The organism is Kitasatospora terrestris, assembly GCF_039542905.1.
Classification (GTDB): Bacteria; Actinomycetota; Actinomycetes; order Streptomycetales; family Streptomycetaceae; genus Kitasatospora; species Kitasatospora terrestris.
Window position 1 is genome coordinate 5,653,377 of the sequence record NZ_BAABIS010000001.1, and the last position, 21,027, is coordinate 5,674,403.

General features: G+C 68.9%; 15 protein-coding genes and 3 rRNA genes. 12 read left to right on the forward strand and 6 right to left on the reverse strand.

Features of this window, described 5'->3' with window-relative positions; all coding sequences use genetic code 11:
- Positions 1-78 precede the first annotated feature (78 nt).
- Together ABEB06_RS25995 and ABEB06_RS26000 are read left to right on the forward strand one after the other, a co-directional pair.
- Positions 79-1,053 carry an acyl-ACP desaturase gene (locus ABEB06_RS25995; protein ID WP_345699304.1) on the forward strand — a complete coding sequence of 325 codons (975 nt, stop codon included), beginning with the start codon at positions 79-81 and terminating at the stop codon, positions 1,051-1,053.
- Between the two features lie 442 nt (positions 1,054-1,495).
- Positions 1,496-1,795: a DUF4193 domain-containing protein gene (locus ABEB06_RS26000; protein ID WP_345699305.1), complete on the forward strand. Its 300-nt coding sequence runs from the start codon at positions 1,496-1,498 to the stop codon at positions 1,793-1,795.
- A 207-nt stretch (positions 1,796-2,002) separates the two neighbouring features.
- On the opposite strand, the gene ABEB06_RS26005 is transcribed toward ABEB06_RS26000, so the two are convergent.
- Positions 2,003-2,455, reverse strand: a complete 453-nt coding sequence (locus ABEB06_RS26005; protein ID WP_345699306.1) for a DUF3093 domain-containing protein — start codon at positions 2,453-2,455, stop codon at positions 2,003-2,005.
- Positions 2,456-2,616: 161 nt separating this feature from the next.
- Here ABEB06_RS26005 and ABEB06_RS26010 point away from each other — a divergent pair, with 161 nt between their 5' ends.
- The 6 genes from ABEB06_RS26010 (at position 2,617) to rrf (ending at position 10,079) form a co-directional block, all read left to right on the forward strand.
- A complete protein-coding gene (locus tag ABEB06_RS26010) occupies positions 2,617-3,234 on the forward strand; it encodes a PaaI family thioesterase (protein ID WP_345699307.1) in 618 nt (205 codons plus the stop codon).
- A gap of 2 nt (positions 3,235-3,236) precedes the next feature.
- Positions 3,237-3,698: a dUTP diphosphatase gene (dut, locus tag ABEB06_RS26015; protein WP_425559801.1), complete on the forward strand. Its 462-nt coding sequence runs from the start codon at positions 3,237-3,239 to the stop codon at positions 3,696-3,698.
- A gap of 128 nt (positions 3,699-3,826) precedes the next feature.
- Positions 3,827-4,621 (forward strand): DUF3710 domain-containing protein, encoded by a 795-nt coding sequence (locus ABEB06_RS26020; RefSeq protein WP_345699309.1) that lies wholly within the window; start codon positions 3,827-3,829, stop codon positions 4,619-4,621.
- A 386-nt stretch (positions 4,622-5,007) separates the two neighbouring features.
- A 16S ribosomal RNA gene (locus tag ABEB06_RS26025) occupies positions 5,008-6,529 on the forward strand.
- 261 nt (positions 6,530-6,790) lie between these two features.
- Positions 6,791-9,896, forward strand: a 23S ribosomal RNA gene (locus ABEB06_RS26030).
- A 66-nt stretch (positions 9,897-9,962) separates the two neighbouring features.
- Positions 9,963-10,079: ribosomal RNA gene (rrf, locus tag ABEB06_RS26035) — 5S ribosomal RNA — on the forward strand.
- Together the 16S, 23S and 5S rRNA genes form the textbook arrangement of a ribosomal RNA operon.
- 67 nt (positions 10,080-10,146) lie before the next feature.
- Here the strand turns inward: rrf and ABEB06_RS26040 are convergent.
- The gene (locus ABEB06_RS26040) at positions 10,147-10,521 is read right to left on the reverse strand and encodes a hypothetical protein (protein ID WP_345699310.1); all 375 of its coding nucleotides are present in this window, start codon (positions 10,519-10,521) and stop codon (positions 10,147-10,149) included.
- A gap of 75 nt (positions 10,522-10,596) precedes the next feature.
- Positions 10,597-11,058, reverse strand: a complete 462-nt coding sequence (locus ABEB06_RS26045) for a GNAT family N-acetyltransferase (RefSeq protein WP_345699311.1) — start codon at positions 11,056-11,058, stop codon at positions 10,597-10,599.
- An 81-nt stretch (positions 11,059-11,139) separates the two neighbouring features.
- Between ABEB06_RS26045 and recD2 the strand changes: the two genes are divergently transcribed.
- The 3 genes from recD2 to ABEB06_RS26060 all read left to right on the forward strand — a co-directional run bounded on the left by recD2 (position 11,140) and on the right by ABEB06_RS26060 (position 16,123).
- Positions 11,140-13,383 carry an SF1B family DNA helicase RecD2 gene (gene recD2 / locus ABEB06_RS26050; RefSeq protein ID WP_345699312.1) on the forward strand — a complete coding sequence of 748 codons (2,244 nt, stop codon included), beginning with the start codon at positions 11,140-11,142 and terminating at the stop codon, positions 13,381-13,383.
- Between the two features lie 240 nt (positions 13,384-13,623).
- Positions 13,624-14,913: a citrate synthase gene (locus ABEB06_RS26055; RefSeq protein ID WP_345699313.1), complete on the forward strand. Its 1,290-nt coding sequence runs from the start codon at positions 13,624-13,626 to the stop codon at positions 14,911-14,913.
- Positions 14,914-15,403: 490 nt separating this feature from the next.
- The gene (locus tag ABEB06_RS26060; RefSeq protein WP_345699314.1) at positions 15,404-16,123 is read left to right on the forward strand and encodes an SDR family NAD(P)-dependent oxidoreductase; all 720 of its coding nucleotides are present in this window, start codon (positions 15,404-15,406) and stop codon (positions 16,121-16,123) included.
- A gap of 4 nt (positions 16,124-16,127) precedes the next feature.
- On the opposite strand, the gene ABEB06_RS26065 is transcribed toward ABEB06_RS26060, so the two are convergent.
- Positions 16,128-18,398 (reverse strand): heavy metal translocating P-type ATPase, encoded by a 2,271-nt coding sequence (locus tag ABEB06_RS26065; RefSeq protein WP_345699315.1) that lies wholly within the window; start codon positions 18,396-18,398, stop codon positions 16,128-16,130.
- A gap of 82 nt (positions 18,399-18,480) precedes the next feature.
- A complete protein-coding gene (locus tag ABEB06_RS26070) occupies positions 18,481-18,738 on the reverse strand; it encodes a heavy-metal-associated domain-containing protein (protein ID WP_345699316.1) in 258 nt (85 codons plus the stop codon).
- 429 nt (positions 18,739-19,167) lie between these two features.
- Here ABEB06_RS26070 and ABEB06_RS26075 point away from each other — a divergent pair, with 429 nt between their 5' ends.
- Positions 19,168-20,337 (forward strand): PP2C family protein-serine/threonine phosphatase, encoded by a 1,170-nt coding sequence (locus ABEB06_RS26075; RefSeq protein ID WP_345699317.1) that lies wholly within the window; start codon positions 19,168-19,170, stop codon positions 20,335-20,337.
- Here the strand turns inward: ABEB06_RS26075 and dhaL are convergent.
- Positions 20,318-21,019 (reverse strand): dihydroxyacetone kinase subunit DhaL, encoded by a 702-nt coding sequence (gene dhaL, locus ABEB06_RS26080; protein ID WP_345699318.1) that lies wholly within the window; start codon positions 21,017-21,019, stop codon positions 20,318-20,320. The genes ABEB06_RS26075 and dhaL overlap by 20 nt on opposite strands.
- Positions 21,020-21,027 lie beyond the last annotated feature (8 nt).

The window sequence follows — 21,027 nt, forward strand, 5'->3', positions numbered from 1 at the left end:
GGTGTCGTAACCTACGCAGCCGTAGGTGAGACGAGCCTGACCGGGGCACGCCCCGGTTACCCCCTCAGGAGTACCGCCGTGACCATCGCACCCGTGCAGCGCACCGCCACCTCCGGTTGGACCGACGCCCGGCTGATCCTCGAACTCGAACAGGTCGTCGAGACCGAGCTCAACCGGCACCTGAAGGTCGCCAAGGAGTGGATGCCGCACGAGTACGTGCCGTGGAGCCGGGGCCGCGACTTCGACGGCGTGCTCGGCGGCGAGGCGTGGTCGGTCGAGCAGTCCCAGGTGACCCCGCTGGCCCGGATCTCGCTGGTGGTCAACCTGCTCACCGAGGACAACCTGCCGAGCTACCACCACGAGATCGCGACCATGTTCGGCCGCGAGGGCGCCTGGGGCACCTGGGTGCACCGCTGGACCGCCGAGGAGGGCCGGCACGGCATAGCCATCCGCGACTACCTGCTCGCCACCCGGGCCGTCGACCCGGTGGAGCTGGAGCGGGCCCGGATGGCGCACATGTCCGAGGGCTTCGAGTCCGACAACTCGCACAGCATGCTGCACTCCGTGGCGTACGTGGCCTTCCAGGAGCTCGCCACCCGGATCGCCCACCGCAACACCGGCCACCACTCCGGCGACCCGCTCTGCGACCAGCTGCTGGCCAAGATCGCCAACGACGAGAACCTGCACATGGTCTTCTACCGGAACCTGCTGAAGGCCGCCCTGGAGATCGCCCCCGACCAGGCCATGCGCGCCATCGCGGACGTGGTCACCGACTTCCGGATGCCCGGCCACGGCATGCCCGGCTTCGAGCGCTCCGCCGTCCAGATCGCCGTCGGCAACGTGTACAACCTGCGCATCCACCACGACGACGTGCTGCAGCCCGTGCTGCGCAACCTCAAGGTGATGGAGATCGACGGCCTCGGCCCCGAGGGCGCCCGCGCCCAGCAGGAGCTCGGCGTCTTCCTGGAGGGCCTGGACGCCCAGGCCACCAAGTTCGACGAGCGCCAGGCCGCGATGCTGGCCCGCCGGGCCGCAGCTGCCGCCCGGAAGTGAGATTGCCCGAATTTCGGGAGAAAAGTTCCGCCTGTGGCGAAGCTCACATCCGCCCCTCGGGTGAGCCCGGGTGACCCTCTCGGGTGATCACCCGTTCGGGCGAGCCGGTTACCTGGCGTGACCGGACGTCCGCGCCCAGTGATCGGGTGATCTGCCGTCAGCTCTCTTGGCAAGCAGGTCAGTTGGCGGCCTCCGCCCCGTCCGCCGGGCACCCTCGGTAGCCGGGGCGGTCGCGCGGCAGCGGCGGATTAGCGCCCCCGGGTGAATGCGTTCGGAACCTGTTCGATCGCTCCGGCGGGCTTCCGGCTGGGTGTCGATTGAGTAACGGGGCTTGAAGTAAGGCACAATCTCCGCCTCGGGTCGGGCACAAGACCGACCTCCCATGCGTTACGTGCGCTGGAGATACCGCACACCGCACACACCCAAAGGGGGAGAGCGACACATGGCAACCGATTACGACACCCCACGCAAGACCGATGACGACCTCAACGAGGACAGCATCGAGGAGCTGAAGGCCCGCCGGAACGAGAAGTCCTCCGGTTCGGTCGACGTCGACGAGTACGACGCCGCCGAAGGCCTTGAGCTCCCCGGAGCCGACCTCTCCAACGAGGAGCTGTCGGTCCGAGTGCTGCCCCGCCAGGCCGACGAGTTCACTTGCTTCAAGTGCTTCCTCGTCCACCACCGCAGCCAGCTGTACAGCGAGAAGAACGGCCAGCCGATCTGCCGGGACTGCGGGGCCTGACCACGGAGCGGCCGTGGTCCGGGCGGGCGAGACCCCTCCGCCCACCCGGTGAGCCGCCCCGACCGGCCTTGAGCAGCGAGGCCGGAGGCAGCAGCAGCGGCCGCCCCGAGCGGCCGCACCCACAAGAACGGGGAAGGGACGGTCCCGCAGACCTGCGGAACCGTCCCTCCTTCGCGTTCAGGGGCCTCCTGGGGCCCCTTGCGGGCGCTACTGGGCGCGCCCTCCCCGGGCCGCCTGCCCGAGGGCGTCCGCCAGCCGCTGGGGGGAGCGCGTCGACAGGTAGAGGTACGGCGTCGGATCGGCCGGATCGGTCACCTCCACCTTCAGCGCCGTCGGCACGTAGCTGCGCAGCAGCATGAAGGCCCGCGGATTCGCCTTCACCCCGCGCCACGCCACCGCCTCCGCCGGGTCGAGCACCTCGGCCGCGCCGAGCGCCGACACCGGGATCCGGGCCTGCCCGGCCACCAGCGACCCCTGGACCACCCGGATCCGGGCCGAGCCGTAGCTGCTCAGCGCGGCCGCGCCCGCGACCACCCCGACGACCAGGCCGGCCAGCGCGGCCACCCCGCTGAAGCGCAGCAGGATCAGGGCGAGCGAGACCCCGACCGCGATCGGCAGCAGCCACCAGGAGCGGGGGACGGTGAGACGTTCGTCGTACATCCCCCCATTGTGGGCGGCCGCACGGCCGGGTCCGCCGTCGACCCCGCCGCTGCGGCCGTCACGGGCCCGCCTCCGTGCCCGTCCCCGCGCCCGCCGCGGTGCGCCGCGGGTGCCGGAGCCGCCCCTCCTCGGCTTTGCTACTGACAGGTAAGGTCGCGCGTGTGAACGGACCGATCGCCTCGCCCCCCACGCCCTCCGCCGGGTTCCTGACGCCGACCACGCCGCCGGCCGACGCCGTCCTGCCGCCGCGCGCCCCCGAGGCGCCCGCCCCCGGCTCGCCGCTCGGCTCGCACTACGACCAGTGCTTCGGCTGCGGCCCGCAGCACCCGCAGGGCCTGCGGATGACCACCACCGCGGGCGAGGGCCTGGAGGTCTTCGCCGAGTTCACCGTCCAGGACTGCCACCAGGGCGGCCCCGGGCTGGCCCACGGCGGCCTGCTGACCACCGCCATGGACGAGACCCTCGGCTCGCTGAACTGGCTGCTGCACGCCCCCGCCGTCACCGGCCGGCTGGAGACCGACTTCGTCTGCCCGGTCCCGGTCGACAGCGTGCTGCACATCCACGCCTGGATCACCGGCGTGCACGGCCGCAAGATCTACAGCGCGGCCGAGGGCCGGATCGGCGGGCCGGACGGGCCGCTCGCCATCCGGGCCCAGGCCCTCTTCATCCAGGTGAAGCTGGAACACTTCACCACGCACGGTCGTCCCGAGGACATCAAGAAGGTCCTGGACGACTCGGACCTGATGAAGCGCGCCCGAGCCTTTGAGGTGAACCCGTGAGCCTGACCCCCCGCCCGCCGGTCGACGTCCTGATCCGACGGCTCGACCCCGAGCTGCCGCTGCCGGCCTACGAGCACCCCGGCGACGCCGGCGCCGACCTGCGCACCACCGTCGAGGCCGAGCTGAAGCCGGGCGAGCGGGCCGTCCTGCCGACCGGCATCGCCATTGCGCTTCCGGACGGTTACGCCGCGTTCGTGCACCCCCGGTCCGGACTCGCAGCCCGCTGCGGAGTTGCACTGGTGAACGCCCCGGGGACGGTCGATGCCGGGTACCGTGGTGAGATCAAGGTGATCGTCGTCAACTTGGATCCGCGCGAGGCAGTCGTCTTCCGTCGAGGCGACCGGATCGCCCAGCTGGTCATCCAGCAGGTCGAGAAGGCGAGCTTCCACGAGGTGGCCGAGCTGCCCGGTTCGGCACGTGCCGAAGGCGGGTTCGGGTCGACCGGCGGCCACGCCGCGGTCTAGCATTCCCGCGGTCTCGCAGTAGCCGGGCCGGTACCGGGCTGGTACAAGCAGCAGCACACGCACCACACCGCTTCGCAGGTATTCGCTTCGGTCTTGGATTCGGTCTTGGACCGGGAAGGACAGTGACCGTGTTCCGTCGTCGCAAGAGCGAGGACGCTGTCGAGCAGCTCGCCGAGGACGCCATCAGCGCCGACGAGACGGCCGATGACGTCGAGGGTTCCGCCGAGAGCGAGAACGACACCGAGCTGGACCCGTCGGACCGGGTCGGCCTGCCGCCGGCCCCCCGCCCGGACGGTCCGTGGGACATCGCCGAGCTCGAGAACCCCGAGGAGGGCCGCGTCGACCTGGGTGGCCTGCTGGTCCCCGGTGTCGAGGGCATGGAGCTCCGGGTGGAGGTGGCCGGTGACGCGATCGTCGCCGCGACCCTGGTGCTCGGCAACAGTGCGATCCAGCTCCAGGCGTTCGCCGCCCCCAAGTCCGAGGGCATCTGGGGCGAGGTCCGTGACGAGATCGCCAACGGCATCAGCAGCCAGGGCGGCATCGTCGAGGAGGAGGAGGGCGAGCTCGGCTGGCACCTCCGCGCCCAGGTCCCCGTCCAGCTCCCGGACGGCACCCAGGGCGTCCAGCTGGTCCGGTTCGTCGGCTGCGACGGCCCGCGCTGGTTCCTGCGCGGTGTCATCTCCGGCCAGGCCGCCGTCCAGCCCGAGATGGCCGGCATCCTCGAGCAGGTCTTCCGCCAGACCGTGGTCGTCCGCGGCGAGACCCCGATGGCTCCGCGCGACCCGATCGTGCTCAAGCTCCCCGAGGACGCCCAGATGGTCGCCGACGGCGGCTCCGCCACCTCCGGCGAGGGCGACAGCCCCTACGCCGGCGGCAACCTCGACCCGTTCGCCCGCGGCCCGGAGATCACCGAGGTCCGCTGACGCAGCGCCCTTCCGCCCCTGCCCGAACACCGGGCGGGGGCGGATTTGCTTGTGGGGCTCCCGTCCCCGTACAGTTCCGGAGTCGCGCCGAGAGGGGCGAACGAAAGCGAGTCAGAGGGAAAGCGCCGGTGAAACGGAGCTGAAATTCTCTGATAAGCTGGAGAAACGAACGAAGCGCCCGGAGGGCCCGCTGGAAGGCGGTCCGAAGGAAGTGTCCGTTCCTTGAGAACTCAACAGCGTGCCAAAAGTCAACGCCAGATATGTTGACATCCCCGGCCCCGGATCGTTCTGGGGTTGGAGATTCCTTTTGAAGTAACACTAGCGAGGACGCAGTGCGCGGGGCCGCCTTATTCCGGTGGTTGCCGTGCCGCTCTTTCGTGAAAGCATTCACGGAGAGTTTGATCCTGGCTCAGGACGAACGCTGGCGGCGTGCTTAACACATGCAAGTCGAACGGTGAAGCCCTTCGGGGTGGATCAGTGGCGAACGGGTGAGTAACACGTGGGAAATCTGCCCTGCACTCCGGGACAAGCCTTGGAAACGAGGTCTAATACCGGATATGACCTTCCTCTGCATGGGGGTTGGTGGAAAGCTCCGGCGGTGCAGGATGATCCCGCGGCCTATCAGCTTGTTGGTGGGGTAATGGCCTACCAAGGCGACGACGGGTAGCCGGCCTGAGAGGGCGACCGGCCACACTGGGACTGAGACACGGCCCAGACTCCTACGGGAGGCAGCAGTGGGGAATATTGCACAATGGGCGAAAGCCTGATGCAGCGACGCCGCGTGAGGGATGACGGCCTTCGGGTTGTAAACCTCTTTCAGCAGGGAAGAAGCGCAAGTGACGGTACCTGCAGAAGAAGCACCGGCTAACTACGTGCCAGCAGCCGCGGTAATACGTAGGGTGCGAGCGTTGTCCGGAATTATTGGGCGTAAAGAGCTCGTAGGCGGCCTGTCGCGTCGGATGTGAAAGCCCGGGGCTTAACCCCGGGTCTGCATTCGATACGGGCAGGCTAGAGTGTGGTAGGGGAGATCGGAATTCCTGGTGTAGCGGTGAAATGCGCAGATATCAGGAGGAACACCGGTGGCGAAGGCGGATCTCTGGGCCATTACTGACGCTGAGGAGCGAAAGCGTGGGGAGCGAACAGGATTAGATACCCTGGTAGTCCACGCCGTAAACGTTGGGAACTAGGTGTTGGCGACATTCCACGTCGTCGGTGCCGCAGCTAACGCATTAAGTTCCCCGCCTGGGGAGTACGGCCGCAAGGCTAAAACTCAAAGGAATTGACGGGGGCCCGCACAAGCAGCGGAGCATGTGGCTTAATTCGACGCAACGCGAAGAACCTTACCAAGGCTTGACATACGCCGGAAACGTCCAGAGATGGGCGCCCCCTTGTGGTCGGTGTACAGGTGGTGCATGGTTGTCGTCAGCTCGTGTCGTGAGATGTTGGGTTAAGTCCCGCAACGAGCGCAACCCTTGTTCTGTGTTGCCAGCATGCCTTTCGGGGTGATGGGGACTCACAGGAGACTGCCGGGGTCAACTCGGAGGAAGGTGGGGACGACGTCAAATCATCATGCCCCTTATGTCTTGGGCTGCACACGTGCTACAATGGTCGGTACAAAGGGCTGCGATGCCGCGAGGCGGAGCGAATCCCAAAAAGCCGGCCTCAGTTCGGATTGGGGTCTGCAACTCGACCCCATGAAGTTGGAGTTGCTAGTAATCGCAGATCAGCATGCTGCGGTGAATACGTTCCCGGGCCTTGTACACACCGCCCGTCACGTCACGAAAGTCGGTAACACCCGAAGCCGGTGGCCTAACCCTTGGGAGGGAGCCGTCGAAGGTGGGACCAGCGATTGGGACGAAGTCGTAACAAGGTAGCCGTACCGGAAGGTGCGGCTGGATCACCTCCTTTCTAAGGAGCACATGGCCGGTTGCGAGCGAATGTCTCGCACGGTTGCTCATGGGTGGAACGTTGACTATTCGGCACACACGGTAGGGATCACTAGTACTGCTTCGGCGTGGAACGTGGGTCACCGCTTGGTGTGTCGGGCACGTTGTTGGGTCCTGAGGGAACGGCCGTCATGGTCGTTGCTTCAGTGCTGCCGGTCCCATGCTTGGTGAGGTGGGTGTCTGGTCGTTGTTTGAGAACTGCACAGTGGACGCGAGCATCTGTGGCCAAGTTTTTAAGGGCGCACGGTGGATGCCTTGGCACCAGGAACCGATGAAGGACGTGGGAGGCCGCGATAGGCCCCGGGGAGCTGTCAACCGAGCTTTGATCCGGGGGTGTCCGAATGGGGAAACCCGGCAGTCGTCATGGGCTGTCACCCATACCTGAACACATAGGGTATGTGGAGGGAACGCGGGGAAGTGAAACATCTCAGTACCCGCAGGAAGAGAAAACAACCGTGATTCCGGGAGTAGTGGCGAGCGAAACCGGATGAGGCTAAACCGTCATGGTGTGAGACCCGGCAGGGGTTGCCGTGACGGGGTCGTGGGTTTTTTCTGGATCGGTCTGCCGGCCGGTCGGCGAGTCAGAAACCGTATGGATAGTCGAAGGACATGCGAAAGGTCCGGCGTAGAGGGTAAGACCCCCGTAGGCGAAATCTGTACGGCTCGCTTGAAGAACACCCAAGTAGCACGGGGCCCGAGAAATCCCGTGTGAATCTGGCGGGACCACCCGCTAAGCCTAAATATTCCCTGGTGACCGATAGCGGATAGTACCGTGAGGGAATGGTGAAAAGTACCGCGGGAGCGGAGTGAAATAGTACCTGAAACCGTGTGCCTACAAGCCGTGGGGGCAGCCTTCGGGCTGTGACTGCGTGCCTTTTGAAGAATGAGCCTGCGAGTTTGCGGTGTGTAGCGAGGTTAACCCGTGTGGGGTAGCCGTAGCGAAAGCGAGTCCGAACAGGGCGATACAGTTGCATGCCCAAGACCCGAAGCGGAGTGATCTAGCCATGGGCAGGTTGAAGCGCGGGTAAGACCGCGTGGAGGACCGAACCCACCAGGGTTGAAAACCTGGGGGATGACCTGTGGTTAGGGGTGAAAGGCCAATCAAACTCCGTGATAGCTGGTTCTCCCCGAAATGCATTTAGGTGCAGCGTCGCGTGTTTCTTGCCGGAGGTAGAGCACTGGATAGGCGATGGGCCTCACCGGGTTACTGACCTTAGCCAAACTCCGAATGCCGGTAAGTGAGAGCGCGGCAGTGAGACTGTGGGGGATAAGCTCCATGGTCGAGAGGGAAACAGCCCAGAACACCGACTAAGGTCCCTAAGCGTGTGCTAAGTGGGAAAGGATGTGGAGTCGCAGAGACAACCAGGAGGTTGGCTTAGAAGCAGCCACCCTTGAAAGAGTGCGTAATAGCTCACTGGTCAAGTGATTCCGCGCCGACAATGTAGCGGGGCTCAAGTACACCACCGAAGTCGTGTCATTGCAGCAAGAGGGCCAACGCCTGCTGTGATGGGTAGGGGAGCGTCGTGTGCCGGGTGAAGCAGCGGAGGAATCCAGTTGTGGACGGTTCACGAGTGAGAATGCAGGCATGAGTAGCGATACAAGAGTGGGAAACTCTTGCGCCGATTGACCAAGGGTTCCTGGGTCAAGCTGATCTGCCCAGGGTAAGTCGGGACCTAAGGCGAGGCCGACAGGCGTAGTCGATGGACAACGGGTTGATATTCCCGTACCCGCTTTGAAGCGCCAACGTCGAACCAGGTGATGCTAAGGCCGTGAAGCCGGCCCGGAGTCTTCGGACGATGGGACGTGGTGGAGCCGCCGGTCCAAGTCTGTAGTAGGTGAGCGATGGGGTGACGCAGGAAGGTAGTCCAGCCCGGGCGGTGGTAGTCCCGGGGTAAGGGTGTAGGGCGTTGTGCAGGCAAATCCGCACAACACGTAGCCTGAGACCTGATGCCGAGCCGATTGTGGTGAAGTGGATGATCCTATGCTGTCGAGAAAAGCCTCTAGCGAGTTTCATGGCGGCCCGTACCCCAAACCGACTCAGGTGGTCAGGTAGAGAATACCGAGGCGTTCGGGTGAACTGTGGTTAAGGAACTCGGCAAAATGCCCCCGTAACTTCGGGAGAAGGGGGGCCACGGCTGGTGAGGGGACGTGCTCCCTGAGCTGGTGGTGGCCGCAGAGACCAGCGAGAAGCGACTGTTTACTAAAAACACAGGTCCGTGCGAAGCCGTAAGGCGATGTATACGGACTGACGCCTGCCCGGTGCTGGAACGTTAAGGGGACCGGTTAGTCCGATTTCGGTCGGGCGAAGCTGAGAACTTAAGCGCCAGTAAACGGCGGTGGTAACTATAACCATCCTAAGGTAGCGAAATTCCTTGTCGGGTAAGTTCCGACCTGCACGAATGGCGTAACGACTTCTCGACTGTCTCAACCACAGGCCCGGTGAAATTGCATTACGAGTAAAGATGCTCGTTTCGCGCAGCAGGACGGAAAGACCCCGGGACCTTTACTATAGCTTGATATTGGTGTTCGGTTCGGCTTGTGTAGGATAGGTGGGAGACTGTGAATCCGTGACGCCAGTCATGGTGGAGTCGTCGTTGAAATACCACTCTGGTCGTGCTGGATGTCTAACCTGGGTCCGTGATCCGGATCAGGGACAGTGTCTGGTGGGTAGTTTAACTGGGGCGGTTGCCTCCTAAAGGGTAACGGAGGCGCCCAAAGGTTCCCTCAGCCTGGTTGGCAATCAGGTGTTGAGTGTAAGTGCACAAGGGAGCTTGACTGTGAGACCGACGGGTCGAGCAGGTACGAAAGTAGGGACTAGTGATCCGGCGGTGGCTTGTGGAAGCGCCGTCGCTCAACGGATAAAAGGTACCCCGGGGATAACAGGCTGATCTTCCCCAAGAGTCCATATCGACGGGATGGTTTGGCACCTCGATGTCGGCTCGTCGCATCCTGGGGCTGGAGTAGGTCCCAAGGGTTGGGCTGTTCGCCCATTAAAGCGGTACGCGAGCTGGGTTTAGAACGTCGTGAGACAGTTCGGTCCCTATCCGCTGTGCGCGTAGGAGTGTTGAGAAGGGCTGTCCCTAGTACGAGAGGACCGGGACGGACGAACCTCTGGTGTGCCAGTTGTCCTGCCAAGGGCATGGCTGGTTGGCTACGTTCGGGAGGGATAACCGCTGAAAGCATCTAAGCGGGAAGCCTGCTTCGAGATGAGCACTCCCACCTCCTTGAGAGGGTAAGGCTCCCAGTAGACGACTGGGTTGATAGGCCGGATATGGAAGCCCCGTGAGGGGTGGAGTTGACCGGTACTAATAGGCCGAGGGCTTGTCCTCAGTTGCTCGCGTCCACTGTGTTGGTTCTGAAACCACGACCCGCTCCGGCGGAGAGTTTCACCGTGTTTCGGTGGTCATAGCGTGAGGGAAACGCCCGGTTACATTCCGAACCCGGAAGCTAAGCCTCACAGCGCCGATGGTACTGCAGGGGGGACCCTGTGGGAGAGTAGGACGCCGCCGAACAATCTTTCAGAGAAAGCCCCTCCCGGGACCCGGGAGGGGCTTTCTCGCGTTCACCCCCGGGTGGAATTCAGGCGGCGGTCATCAGCGCAATCAGTTCGGCGTCGGTGGCGTCGGACGGGAGCCTGGCGGCGAGGGTGTAGCCCTCGTCGCAGAACACCACGTCGAGCCCGGCGGGGACGAGCCGGCGGAATGCGACGGCCAGTCGCACGGCGTCGTGCCACGGGACGTCGAGGTACAGGGTGGTGCCGTCCTCGGAGAGGTGGACCTCGCCGGGGCCGTCGGGGGTCGGGAGCAGCCAGCCGCGGCCGGGGGAGGGCTCGGCGTCCCGGCGGTGGGCGTGGACGGTGGGTGCGAGTGCTGCCCGGATGACCCGCCCGCGGGCCGGATCCTCGGCCGGGCCGTCGGTCGGGCCACCGTCGATGAACACCATGAACGTCGCCATGGCCGGTTGGTCTATCAGCGGGTACTGACAGTCGGGGGAGGGGCGGCCCGGCGGCCCGGGAGTGGCTCAAGCGGCTCAGAGGGCGAGTTTGAAGCCCAGGTGGGAGGCGGTGAAGCCGAGGCGCTCGTAGAAGCGGTGGGCGTCGGTCCGGCTGGCGTCGGAGGTGAGCTGGACCAGGGTGGCGCCGAGGCCCCGGGACGTGGTGACGGCCCATTCGACGAGGTCGGTGCCGAGGCCGGCGCCGCGTTCGTCGGCGTGGATGCGGACGGCCTCGATGATGGTGCGGGTGGCGCCGCGGCGGGAGAGGCCGGGGACAACGGTGAGCTGGAGGGTGCCGACGACCCGGCCGGCGCGTTCGGCGACGACCAGGTGCTGGTGCGGGTCGGCGGCGATGGTGGCGTAGGCGGCCCGGTAGGGGGTGAGGTCGTCGGGGGATTCGCGGGTGGCGCCGAGGGGGTCGTCGGCGAGCATCGTGACGATGGCGGGGAGATCGTCCGCGGTGGCGGGCCGGATCAGCAGGTCGCTCGTGTCGGTCATGATCGCGACCATACTGGGTGGTGTGTCGGTGCCAGGAGGTACGGTGCGTGCGGACGGTCACCGGTACCGAGAGGGGGCCCCGTGCGTGCGGAGCAGCAGGCCGATTCGGCCAAGCAGGCGGTGCCGCGTCAGCTCGCCCAGGTGGAGGGCGTGCTGGAGCGGATCACGTACGCCAACGAGGAGACCGGTTACACGGTCGCGAGGGTGGACACGGGGCGCGGGGCGAACGATCTGCTGACGGTGGTCGGGGCGCTGCTGGGGGCGCAGCCGGGGGAGTCGCTGCGGCTGTTCGGCCGCTGGGGGTCGCATCCCCAGTACGGGCGGCAGTTCATGGTGGAGAACTACACGACGGTGCTGCCGGCGACGGTGCAGGGGATCCAGCGGTACCTGGGGTCGGGGCTGATCAAGGGGATCGGTCCGCGGTTCGCGGAGCGGATCGTGGAGCGGTTCGGGGTCGACACGCTCGAGGTGATCGAGAACGAGCCGGGCCGGCTGATCGAGGTGCCGGGGCTGGGGCCGAAGCGGACGAAGAAGATCGCGGCGGCGTGGGAGGAGCAGAAGGCCATCAAGGAGGTGATGGTCTTCCTGCAGACGGTCGGGGTGTCGACGTCGCTGGCGGTGCGGATCTTCAAGAAGTACGGGGACGGCTCCATCGAGGTGGTGAAGGAGCGGCCGTACCAGTTGGCGTCGGACGTGTGGGGCATCGGTTTCCTGACGGCGGATCGGATCGCGCAGGCGGTGGGGATCCCGCACGACTCCCCGGAGCGGGTGAAGGCGGGGTTGCAGTACGCGCTGTCGCAGAGCAGCGATCAGGGGCACTGCTTCCTGCCGGAGGAGCGGCTGATCGCGGACGGGGTGAAGCTGCTGCAGGTGGACGTGGGGTTGGTGATCGACTGCCTGGCGGAGCTGGTGGCGGCGGAGGGGGTGGTGCGCGAGCAGGTGCCGGGTGAGGGCGGGGAGTCGGTGAGCGCGGTGTACCTGGTGCCGTTCCACCGGGCGGAGGTCTCGCTGTCGAACCAGGTGCTGCGGCTGCTGCGGGCGGACGTGGACCGGATGCCGGCGTTCGCGGGGGTGGACTGGGACGCGGCGCTGGGCTGGCTGGCGCGGCGGACGGGGGCGGAGCTGGCGGCGGAGCAGCGGGAGTCGGTGCGGCTGGCGCTGACCGAGAAGGTGGCGGTGCTGACGGGCGGGCCGGGGTGCGGCAAGTCGTTCACGGTGAAGTCGATCGTGACGTTGGCGTTGGCGAAGCGGGCGAAGGTGCTGCTGGCGGCTCCGACGGGCCGGGCGGCGAAGCGCCTGTCGGAGTTGACGGGGGTGCAGGCGTCCACGGTGCACCGGTTGCTGGAGCTGAAGCCGGGCGGGGACGCGGCCTACGACCGGGACCGGCCGTTGGACGCGGATCTGGTGGTGGTGGACGAGGCGTCGATGCTTGATCTGATCCTGGCGAACAAGCTGGTGAAGGCGGTGGCGCCGGGGGCGCACCTGCTGTTCGTGGGGGACGTGGACCAGTTGCCGTCGGTGGGGGCGGGCGAGGTGCTGCGGGACCTTCTGGCGCCGGGGAGCCCGGTGCCGTCGGTGCGGCTGACGCGGATCTTCCGGCAGGCGCAGCAGTCCGGGGTGGTGGTGAACGCGCACCGGATCAACGAGGGCCTGCCGCCGGTGACGGAGGGACTGCCGGACTTCTTCCTGTTCGCGGAGGAGGACGCGGAGCGGGCGGCGGGTCTGACGGTGGACGTGGTGGCGCGGCGGATCCCGCAGCGGTTCGGTCTGGACCCGCGGCGGGACGTGCAGGTGCTGGCGCCGATGCACCGGGGGCCGGCGGGGGCGGGGGCGTTGAACACGCTGCTCCAGGCGGCGGTCACTCCGGCGAGGGACGGTCTGGCGGAGCGTCGGTTCGGCGGGCGGACGTTCCGGGTGGGCGACAAGGTGACGCAGGTCCGGAACAACTACGAGAAGGGGCAGAGCGGGGTCTTCAACGGCACCGTGGGCGTGGTGACGTCACTGAGCGTGGACGACCAGCGGCTGACGGTCCTGACCGACGAGGACGAGGAGGTGCCGTACGACTTCGACGAGCTGGACGAGTTGGCGCACGCGTACGCGGTGACGATCCATCGTTCGCAGGGTAGTGAGTATCCGGCGGTGGTGATTCCGGTCACTACGTCGGCGTGGACGATGCTGCAGCGGAACCTGCTCTACACGGCGGTGACGAGGGCCAGGAAGCTGGTGGTCCTGGTGGGTTCGCGGCGGGCGATCGCGCAGGCCGTACGGGCCGTCAGCGCAGGTCGCAGGCACTCCGCGTTGGACCACAGGTTGGCAAGTGGATGATCGTCCAGGGGTGGTGTACGTTCAGAGGTTGTCTTGACGTGAAGAGATTTAGGGCGGAACCTGGTCAGGTGCCGATCTTGTCCGGATCCCACCGGCAGCGGCCGTGGCTTTTGGACACCCTGGTTCTTGTCGGGACCGGGCCCACTCGGCCCACCCGGGTGCGCGACCGTCCCTCGGATGGGGGATCGTAGGAACGGTCAGGGCACTCGGATGAGCATTCATTTCGTCGGTGAGGAAGACGTGAGCGACAAATCGGTAGTACTGCGGTACCAGGACGGCGAGTACGAGTACCCCGTCGTCGAGAGCACTGCGGGCAACGCCGGCTTCGACATCTCGAAGCTGCTCCCGCAGACCGGCCTGGTCACCCTGGACAACGGCTTCGGCAACACCGCCGCGTACAAGTCCGCGATCACCTTCGTGGACGGCGACAACGGCATCCTGCGCTACCGCGGCTACCCGATCGAGCAGCTGGCAGCCAAGGGCGACTTCATCGAGACCGCCTACCTGCTGATCAACGGCGAGCTCCCGACCGCCGACCAGCTCTCGGCCTTCAACGCCGAGATCACCAACCACACCCTGCTGCACGAGGACGTCAAGCGCTTCTACCAGGGCTTCCCGCGGGACGCGCACCCGATGGCGATGCTGTCCTCGGTGGTCGGCGGCCTGGCGACGTTCTACCCGGAGAGCCACAACCCGTTCGACGCGGCGCAGCGCCACCTGTCGACGGTCCGCCTGCTGGCGAAGCTCCCCACCATCGCCGCGTACGCGTACAAGAAGGCGATGGGCCAGCCCTTCGTCTACCCGCGCAACGACCTGAGCTACGTCGAGAACTTCCTCCGGATGACCTTCGCGGTCCCCGCCGAGGACTTCGAGATCAACCCGGTCGTCGTGAACGCGCTGGACAAGCTGCTGATCCTGCACGCGGACCACGAGCAGAACTGCTCGACCTCGACCGTGCGCCTGGTCGGTTCCAGCCACGCCAACCTGTTCGCCTCGATCTCGGCCGGCATCTCGGCGCTCTGGGGCCCGCTGCACGGCGGCGCCAACCAGGCGGTGCTGGAGATGCTGGAGCAGATCCAGAAGGACGGCGGCGACGTCGACGCGTTCATCCGCAAGGTGAAGAACCGCGAGGACGGCGTCAAGCTGATGGGCTTCGGCCACCGCGTGTACAAGGCCTTCGACCCGCGCGCCGCGCAGGTGAAGCTGCTGGCGCACGAGGTCCTCGGCCAGCTCGGCAAGTCCGACGAGCTGCTGGACATCGCGCTCAAGCTGGAGGAGCACGCGCTGAAGGACGACTTCTTCGTCTCGCGCAAGCTCTACCCGAACGTGGACTTCTACACCGGCCTGATCTACCGCGCCATGGGCTTCCCGACCAGCATGTTCACCGTGCTGTTCGCGCTCGGCCGGCTGCCCGGCTGGATCGCCCACTGGCACGAGATGATCAACGACCCGACCAGCCGGATCGGCCGTCCGCGGCAGATCTACACCGGGGTCGAGATCCGCGACTACGTCGAGCTCGGCGCCCGCTGACACCCGCGCACCCCGGTGCGCACGAAGGGCCCGGCCGCTCCCCACGGGGAGTGGCCGGGCCCTTCGGCATTGCTGTGCAGAGTGCGGCGCACGACGCCCGGGGCGGGTGTCCGAGGCAGAAACGGCCGCTCAAAGCGTTCCTGATCCGGGTCCGCCCCGGCGCCGTGCGCGATGGCCGCCGAGGGATCGGCAGCCGTCCGGGGCCCGCCGGAGCCCCGCTCTACAAAAGGTAAGACGTAATGGGGGGCGCAAAGTTACGGCTGGGGGGTGTGAGTTGCCTCTCTCCACGCTCCGTGTGCGGCCGCGTACCACGCGGGTGTCTTCCGGGTGGGGTGCGCGGGGGCGGTCCATATCACATGTGCCGCCGGACGCGCTGCGTCACCCTCCCCACTGTCATCGCAACCCAGCGTGATAGGAATCGTCCCAATCCGGTACGGACCGCCCGGCGTTCGTCCCGGAGCGGTGAACGGGTCAGGGAGGGAGTGCGCGGATGGCCAGGAACGTCGTCGTCACCGGTGGTGGCACCGGCATCGGCTTGGAGGTGGCCCGCCGGTTCACCCGGGCCGGCGAGCAGGTCGTGATCGTCGGCCGCCGCCGGGCCGTGCTGGAGAGCGCCGCCGCCGAACTCGGTCCCAGAGCCACCCCGCTGGTCTGCGACCTCGCCGACCCGGACGCCGTCGAGGCGGCGCTGGCCGAGCTGCCCGGAGAGATCGACGTCCTGGTCAACAACGCGGGCAGCCGGGAGACCGTGATCGGGGCCGGTCCGCACGCGGCGCTGGCCCGCTGGCGCGGCGACTTCGAGCGCAACGTGCTGACCGCGGTGCTGCTCACCGAGTCCATCCGGGACCGGCTCACCCCGGGCTCCGGCCGGGTGGTCACCGTCTCCTCGATCGCCGCGCTGCGCGGCGCCGGCTCCTACGGCGCGGCCAAGGCCTCGCTGCACGCCTGGAACCACTTCCTGGCCGCCCAGCTCGGCCCGTCCGGCATCACCGCGAACATCGTGGCGCCCGGCACGGTGTCGGGGACGGAGTTCTTCGGCCCCCGGCTGGACGACGCGGAGGTGGCCCGCCGGGCCGCCCGGACGCTGCTCGGACGGATCGGCGAGTCCGGCGAGGTCGCCGCCGCCGTCTACTTCCTGGCCTCGCCGGAGGCCGGGTTCATCACCGGCGAGATCCTGCACTGCAACGGCGGCGAGCTGCTCGGGCGCTGACCGCTCAGACCGCCGCCGCCCGGAACTTGCGCAGCCGCAGGCTGTTGGTCACCACGAAGACCGAGGAGAAGGCCATTGCGGCGCCGGCGATCATCGGGTTGAGCAGGCCGGCGGCGGCGAGCGGCAGGGCGGCGATGTTGTAGGCGAAGGCCCAGAACAGGTTGCCCTTGATGGTGGCCAGGGTGCGGCGGGCGAGGCGGATCGCGTCGGCGGCGGCGCGCAGGTCGCCGCGGACCAGGGTGAGGTCGGCCGCCTCGATCGCGGCGTCGGTGCCGGTGCCCATCGCCAGGCCCAGGTCGGCCTGGGCGAGGGCGGCGGCGTCGTTGACCCCGTCGCCGACCATGGCCACGACCCGGCCCTGGTCCTGGAGGCGTTGCACGGCGGCGACCTTGTCCTGGGGCAGGACCTCGGCGATCACCTGTTCGGGGGCGATGCCGACCTCGGCGGCGACGGCCTCGGCGACGAGCCGGTTGTCGCCGGTGAGCAGGATGGGGGTCAGGCCGAGTGCGCGCAGCCGGGCGACGGCTTCGGCGCTGGTGTCCTTGACCGCGTCGGCGACCTCCAGGACGGCGCGGGCCCGGCCGTCCCAGCCGACCGCGACGGCGGTGCGGCCGGCGCGTTCGGCCGCGGTCTTGGCCGCGGCCAGCTCGGGCGGCAGGTGCTGGGCCCGGTCGGCGAGCAGCGCCTCGCGGCCGGCGAGGACGGTGTGTCCGTCCACGGTGCCCCGGACGCCGAGGCCGGGGACGTTCTGGAAGTCGTCGACGGCGGGCAGGGCGGCGAGCCTGTCGGTGGCGGCGGTGGCGACGGCGCGGGCGATCGGGTGTTCGGAGGCGTGTTCCAGGGCGCCGGCCAGGCGCAGTACCTGGGTCTCGTCGGTGTCCTGGGCGGTGTGGACGGCGAGCAGGGTCATCCGGCCGGTGGTGACGGTGCCGGTCTTGTCCAGGACGACGGTGTCGGCCCTGCGGGTGTTCTCCAGGACCTGCGGGCCCTTGATCAGGATGCCGAGCTGGGCGCCGCGGCCGGTGCCGACCATGAGGGCGGTCGGGGTGGCCAGGCCCAGGGCGCACGGGCAGGCGATGATCAGCACCGCCACGGCGGCGGTGAAAGCCTCGGTGGGGCTGTCCGAGACCAGCAGCCAGGCGACCAGGGTGCCGAGGGCGATCAGGATCACCACGGGGACGAAGACGGCGGAGATCCGGTCGGCGAGGCGCTGGGCGGCGGCCTTGCCGTTCTGCGCGTCCTCGACGAGCCCGGCCATCCGGGCGAGCTGGGTGTCGGCGCCGACCCGGGTGGCCTCGACGACCAGGCGGCCGCCGGCGTTGACGGTGGCGCCGGTGACGGTGGCGCCGGGCCCGACCTCGACCGGGACGGACTCCCCGGTGAGCATCGAGGCGTCCACCGCGGAGGTGCCCTCGACCACCACCCCGTCGGTGGCGATCTTCTCGCCGGGCCGGACCACGAAGCTGTCGCCCACGGCGAGTTCGGCGACCGGGACGCGCACCTCGCGTCCGCCCCGCAGCACCGCGACGTCCTTGGCGCCGAGGTCGAGCAGCGCATGCAGCGCGGCGCCCGCGCGACGCTTGGAACGGGCCTCCAGCCAGCGGCCGAGCAGGATCAGCGTGGTGACCGCCGCGGCGGTCTCCAGGTAGAGCGTGGAGGCGGCGTCGCCGCCGCCGACGGCGAGCGTGAAGCCGTGCCGCATCCCGGGCATCCCGGCGTCGCCCCAGAACAGCGCCCACACCGACCAGCCGAAGGCGGCCAGGGTGCCGAGCGAGACCAGGGTGTCCATCGTCGCGGCGCCGTGCCGCAGGTTGGTCCAGGCGGCCCGGTGGAACGGCCACCCGCCGTAGACCACGACCGGGCCGGTCAGCGCGAAGGCCAGCCACTGCCAGTTGTCGAACTGCAGGGCCGGGACCATGGAGAGCAGCACGACGGGCAGCGAGAGGGCGGCCGAGACCAGCAGCCGCTCGCGCAGCGGGTCGGGCTCGGCGGCGGGCGGCTGCTCGGGCTCGGCGGCCGGGGCGGGCGGCGGGGGGAGTTCGGCGGTGTAGCCGGTCCGCTCGACGGTGGCGATCAGGTCCTCGACGCTCACCTCGGTGGCGAAGGAGACCTTCGCCTTCTCGGTGGCGAAGTTGACCGTCGCCTGGACGCCGTCCATCCGGTTGAGCTTCTTCTCGATCCGCGCGGCGCACGAGGCACAGGTCATGCCGCCGATGGACAGCTCGACGCTGTCGCGGAACGGCTCGGCGGTCGTGCCGGGCGTGGTGGTGCTCATGCGCTGCTCCTCACGGTGCTGCTCTCCATGGTGCGCGGCCGGGCGGCGGGGCGGGGGCGGGACCGGAGCCGCCCCCGCGGGGTCAGGCGGCGCGGCCGGTCAGCTCGTAGCCGGCCTCGTCGATCGCGGCGCGCACCTCGTCCTCGTCGAGCGGGGCCTCGGAGGAGACGGTGACGGTGCCGGCCTTGGCGTCGGCGGCCACGGCGGTCACGCCGGCCAGGCCGGAGACCTCCTCGCTGATCGACTTCTCGCAGTGGCCGCAGCTCATCCCGCTGACGGTGTAGGTGACGGTGCTCGACATGGTGACCTCCCGGGGGCTCTGTACTTCTTCCAACACCATACCCCCCTAGGGTATTCCCGTCGGTGGGTGGGGCGGGTGCGGACCGGTGCTCCGGAACGCAGCATGGCGGCCGGCCGCGAGCAGACAGTAGCCGGAGCGGGAGGATTCGCCCGATTCGGTGCTCCGTCGGGGTGTGTCCGTGACCCGGACGCGCGGCGTCAGTCGGTGGCGGCGCCGGCGGCCCGGTCGTGCCAGGCCGGCGTCCGCGGCCAGGGCGGGCCGCCGAGCGGGACGAGGGCCAGACCCCGGCGTGTCGTACGTGGTGTGGAGGTGCACCTGCTGCCCGGTCGGGTCGGGCATGCGGCCGAGCGCGGAGAGCTGCCCCTGGAAGTCGCCGGCCGTGGTCCGGGCGACCGGCCGGACCGCGATGCCGCTCATGCCGTCCCGCAGCGCGGCGCGGGGCAGTGGCATGTCCGATATGTTCGGAAGGTGCCCCTGAATCGCCGTGGACGGACGACGGCCCCCCGGGCGGGCGCCCTGCCGGCAGCCCGGCGCAGGAGCGCGCTGCTCGCCACCGACCTGCAGGACCTCTCCTTCCTGCGCCGGGCCACCCCCGCCCTGCTGGCGGTGCTGATCGTCTCCTTGGCGGACTTCTTCTCCGGCCAGGACCGGTACCTCGCCCCGCTGATGGTGGTGGTCCCCTCGATCGCGGGCCTCACGCTGAAGCCGCTGGAACTCCTCGCCGTCAGCTTCCTCGGGTTCCTGGCCCTGCTCGGCCTGAGCAACCACGACCAGGTGACCAGCCTCAACGACGGCCGCTTCCTGTTCGGCGCGATGGTCAGCTACGTGCTGCTGACCGTCTTCAGCGCCTGGGTGGCCGAGGTCCGGATGCGAAGAGCGGCGGCCTTCGCCGCCGTCAGCTCGGTCGCGGAGGCCGCCCAGCGGGCGCTGCTGCGCCAGCCGCCGCCCACGGTCGGGCCGCTGCGCCTCGCCGTCCGGTACGTCTCGGCGGCCGACGCGGCGCGGATCGGCGGGGACCTGTACTCGGTGCTCGACACCCCGCACGGGGTGCGGGTGCTGGTCGGCGACGTCCGGGGCAAGGGGCTGGGCGCGGTGCAGACCGCGGCGGTGGTGCTCGGCGCGTTCCGCGAGGCCGCGTACGACGAGGAGAAGCTCACCTCGGTCGCCGAACGGATCGAGGCGAGCGTCGAGCGGCACGTACCGGACGGCGAGTTCACGACGGCGCTGTTCGCCGGGTTCGACCGGCCGGGCGTGGTCGAGCTGCTGCACTTCGGGCATGTGCCGCCGATCAAGGTGGGGCGGGACGGCACGGCCGAGGTGCTGGAGGCGCCGGAGCCGTGGGTCCCGATCGGGCTCGGGCAGCTCGCGGCGGGGGAACCGACCGTGATCCCGGTGCCGTTCGGGACGGACGACGTGCTGGTGCTGTGCACGGACGGCGTGGTCGAGGCGCGGCACCACCGCAGCGGGGACTTCTACCCGCTGGCCGAACGGGTCGGCCCGCTGGTCCGCGGCGCGGCCCGGTCGCTGGCGGAGCTGGAGAGCGCGGTCGGGCGGATCTACGCGGACCTGCTGGTCCACACCGGCGGGGAGCTGGGGGACGACGCGCTGCTGCTGCTGATCACCCGGACCGACCACTGACCGCCGCGCAGTCCGCCAGGGCCCGCAGGAGCAGGGCGGTGGAGGTCGCGCCCGGATCCCGGTGGCCGACGCTGCGGGGGCCGAGGTAGGAGGCGCGGCCCTTGCGGGCCTGCAGCGGGGCGGTGTCGGCGGCGCCGCGCTCGGCGGCCTCGGCGGCGGCCCGACAGGCGGCCGGCAGGCCCCGCCCGGCGGCGGCGCGGAAGGCGTCCACGGCGGGCGCGTAGGCGTCGACGATCGTCTTGTCACCCGGCACGGCGCCGCCGAGCGCCTGCACGGCGGCCAGCCCGGCGGCGAGCGCGTCGGCCACCTGCCCGGTGTCGGCCGCCGGGCCCGGCAGGGCGGCGCCGATCGCGCGGAGGGTGCTGCCGTACAGCGGACCGGAGGCGCCGCCGACCGTGGAGAGCAGGGTGGTGCCGGCGGCCTTCAGGACCGTGCCCGGGGAGCTGCCGGGGGCGCCGCCGGGTCGGCCCGGCGCGGCGCCGAGGGCGGTGGTGACGGCGGTGAAGCCGCGGCTCAGGTTGGCGCCGTGGTCGCCGTCCCCGATCGCGGTGTCCAGGGCGGTGAGCTCCTCGCGGTGCGCCTCGACGGCCGCGGCGGCGGCGCGCAGCCAGGCGGTGGCGAGGGCGGTGTCCAGGAGGGTTCCCGGGGTGGCTGCCGGGTCGGCCCCGGGGTCGGCGTCCATCGCGGCGG

Bases quoted from the DNA above. Each gene is read 5' to 3' on its own strand.
- ABEB06_RS26000 (WP_345699305.1), top strand. From the start codon at position 1,496: ATGGCAACCGATTACGACACCCCACGCAAGACCGATGACGACCTCAAC.
- ABEB06_RS26005 (WP_345699306.1), bottom strand. From the start codon at position 2,455: ATGTACGACGAACGTCTCACCGTCCCCCGCTCCTGGTGGCTGCTGCCG.
- ABEB06_RS26040 (WP_345699310.1), bottom strand. From the start codon at position 10,521: ATGGCGACGTTCATGGTGTTCATCGACGGTGGCCCGACCGACGGCCCG.
- ABEB06_RS26045 (WP_345699311.1), bottom strand. From the start codon at position 11,058: ATGACCGACACGAGCGACCTGCTGATCCGGCCCGCCACCGCGGACGAT.
- ABEB06_RS26060 (WP_345699314.1), top strand. From the start codon at position 15,404: ATGGCCAGGAACGTCGTCGTCACCGGTGGTGGCACCGGCATCGGCTTG.
- ABEB06_RS26065 (WP_345699315.1), bottom strand. From the start codon at position 18,398: ATGAGCACCACCACGCCCGGCACGACCGCCGAGCCGTTCCGCGACAGC.
- ABEB06_RS26070 (WP_345699316.1), bottom strand. From the start codon at position 18,738: ATGGTGTTGGAAGAAGTACAGAGCCCCCGGGAGGTCACCATGTCGAGC.
- dhaL (WP_345699318.1), bottom strand. From the start codon at position 21,019: ATGGACGCCGACCCCGGGGCCGACCCGGCAGCCACCCCGGGAACCCTC.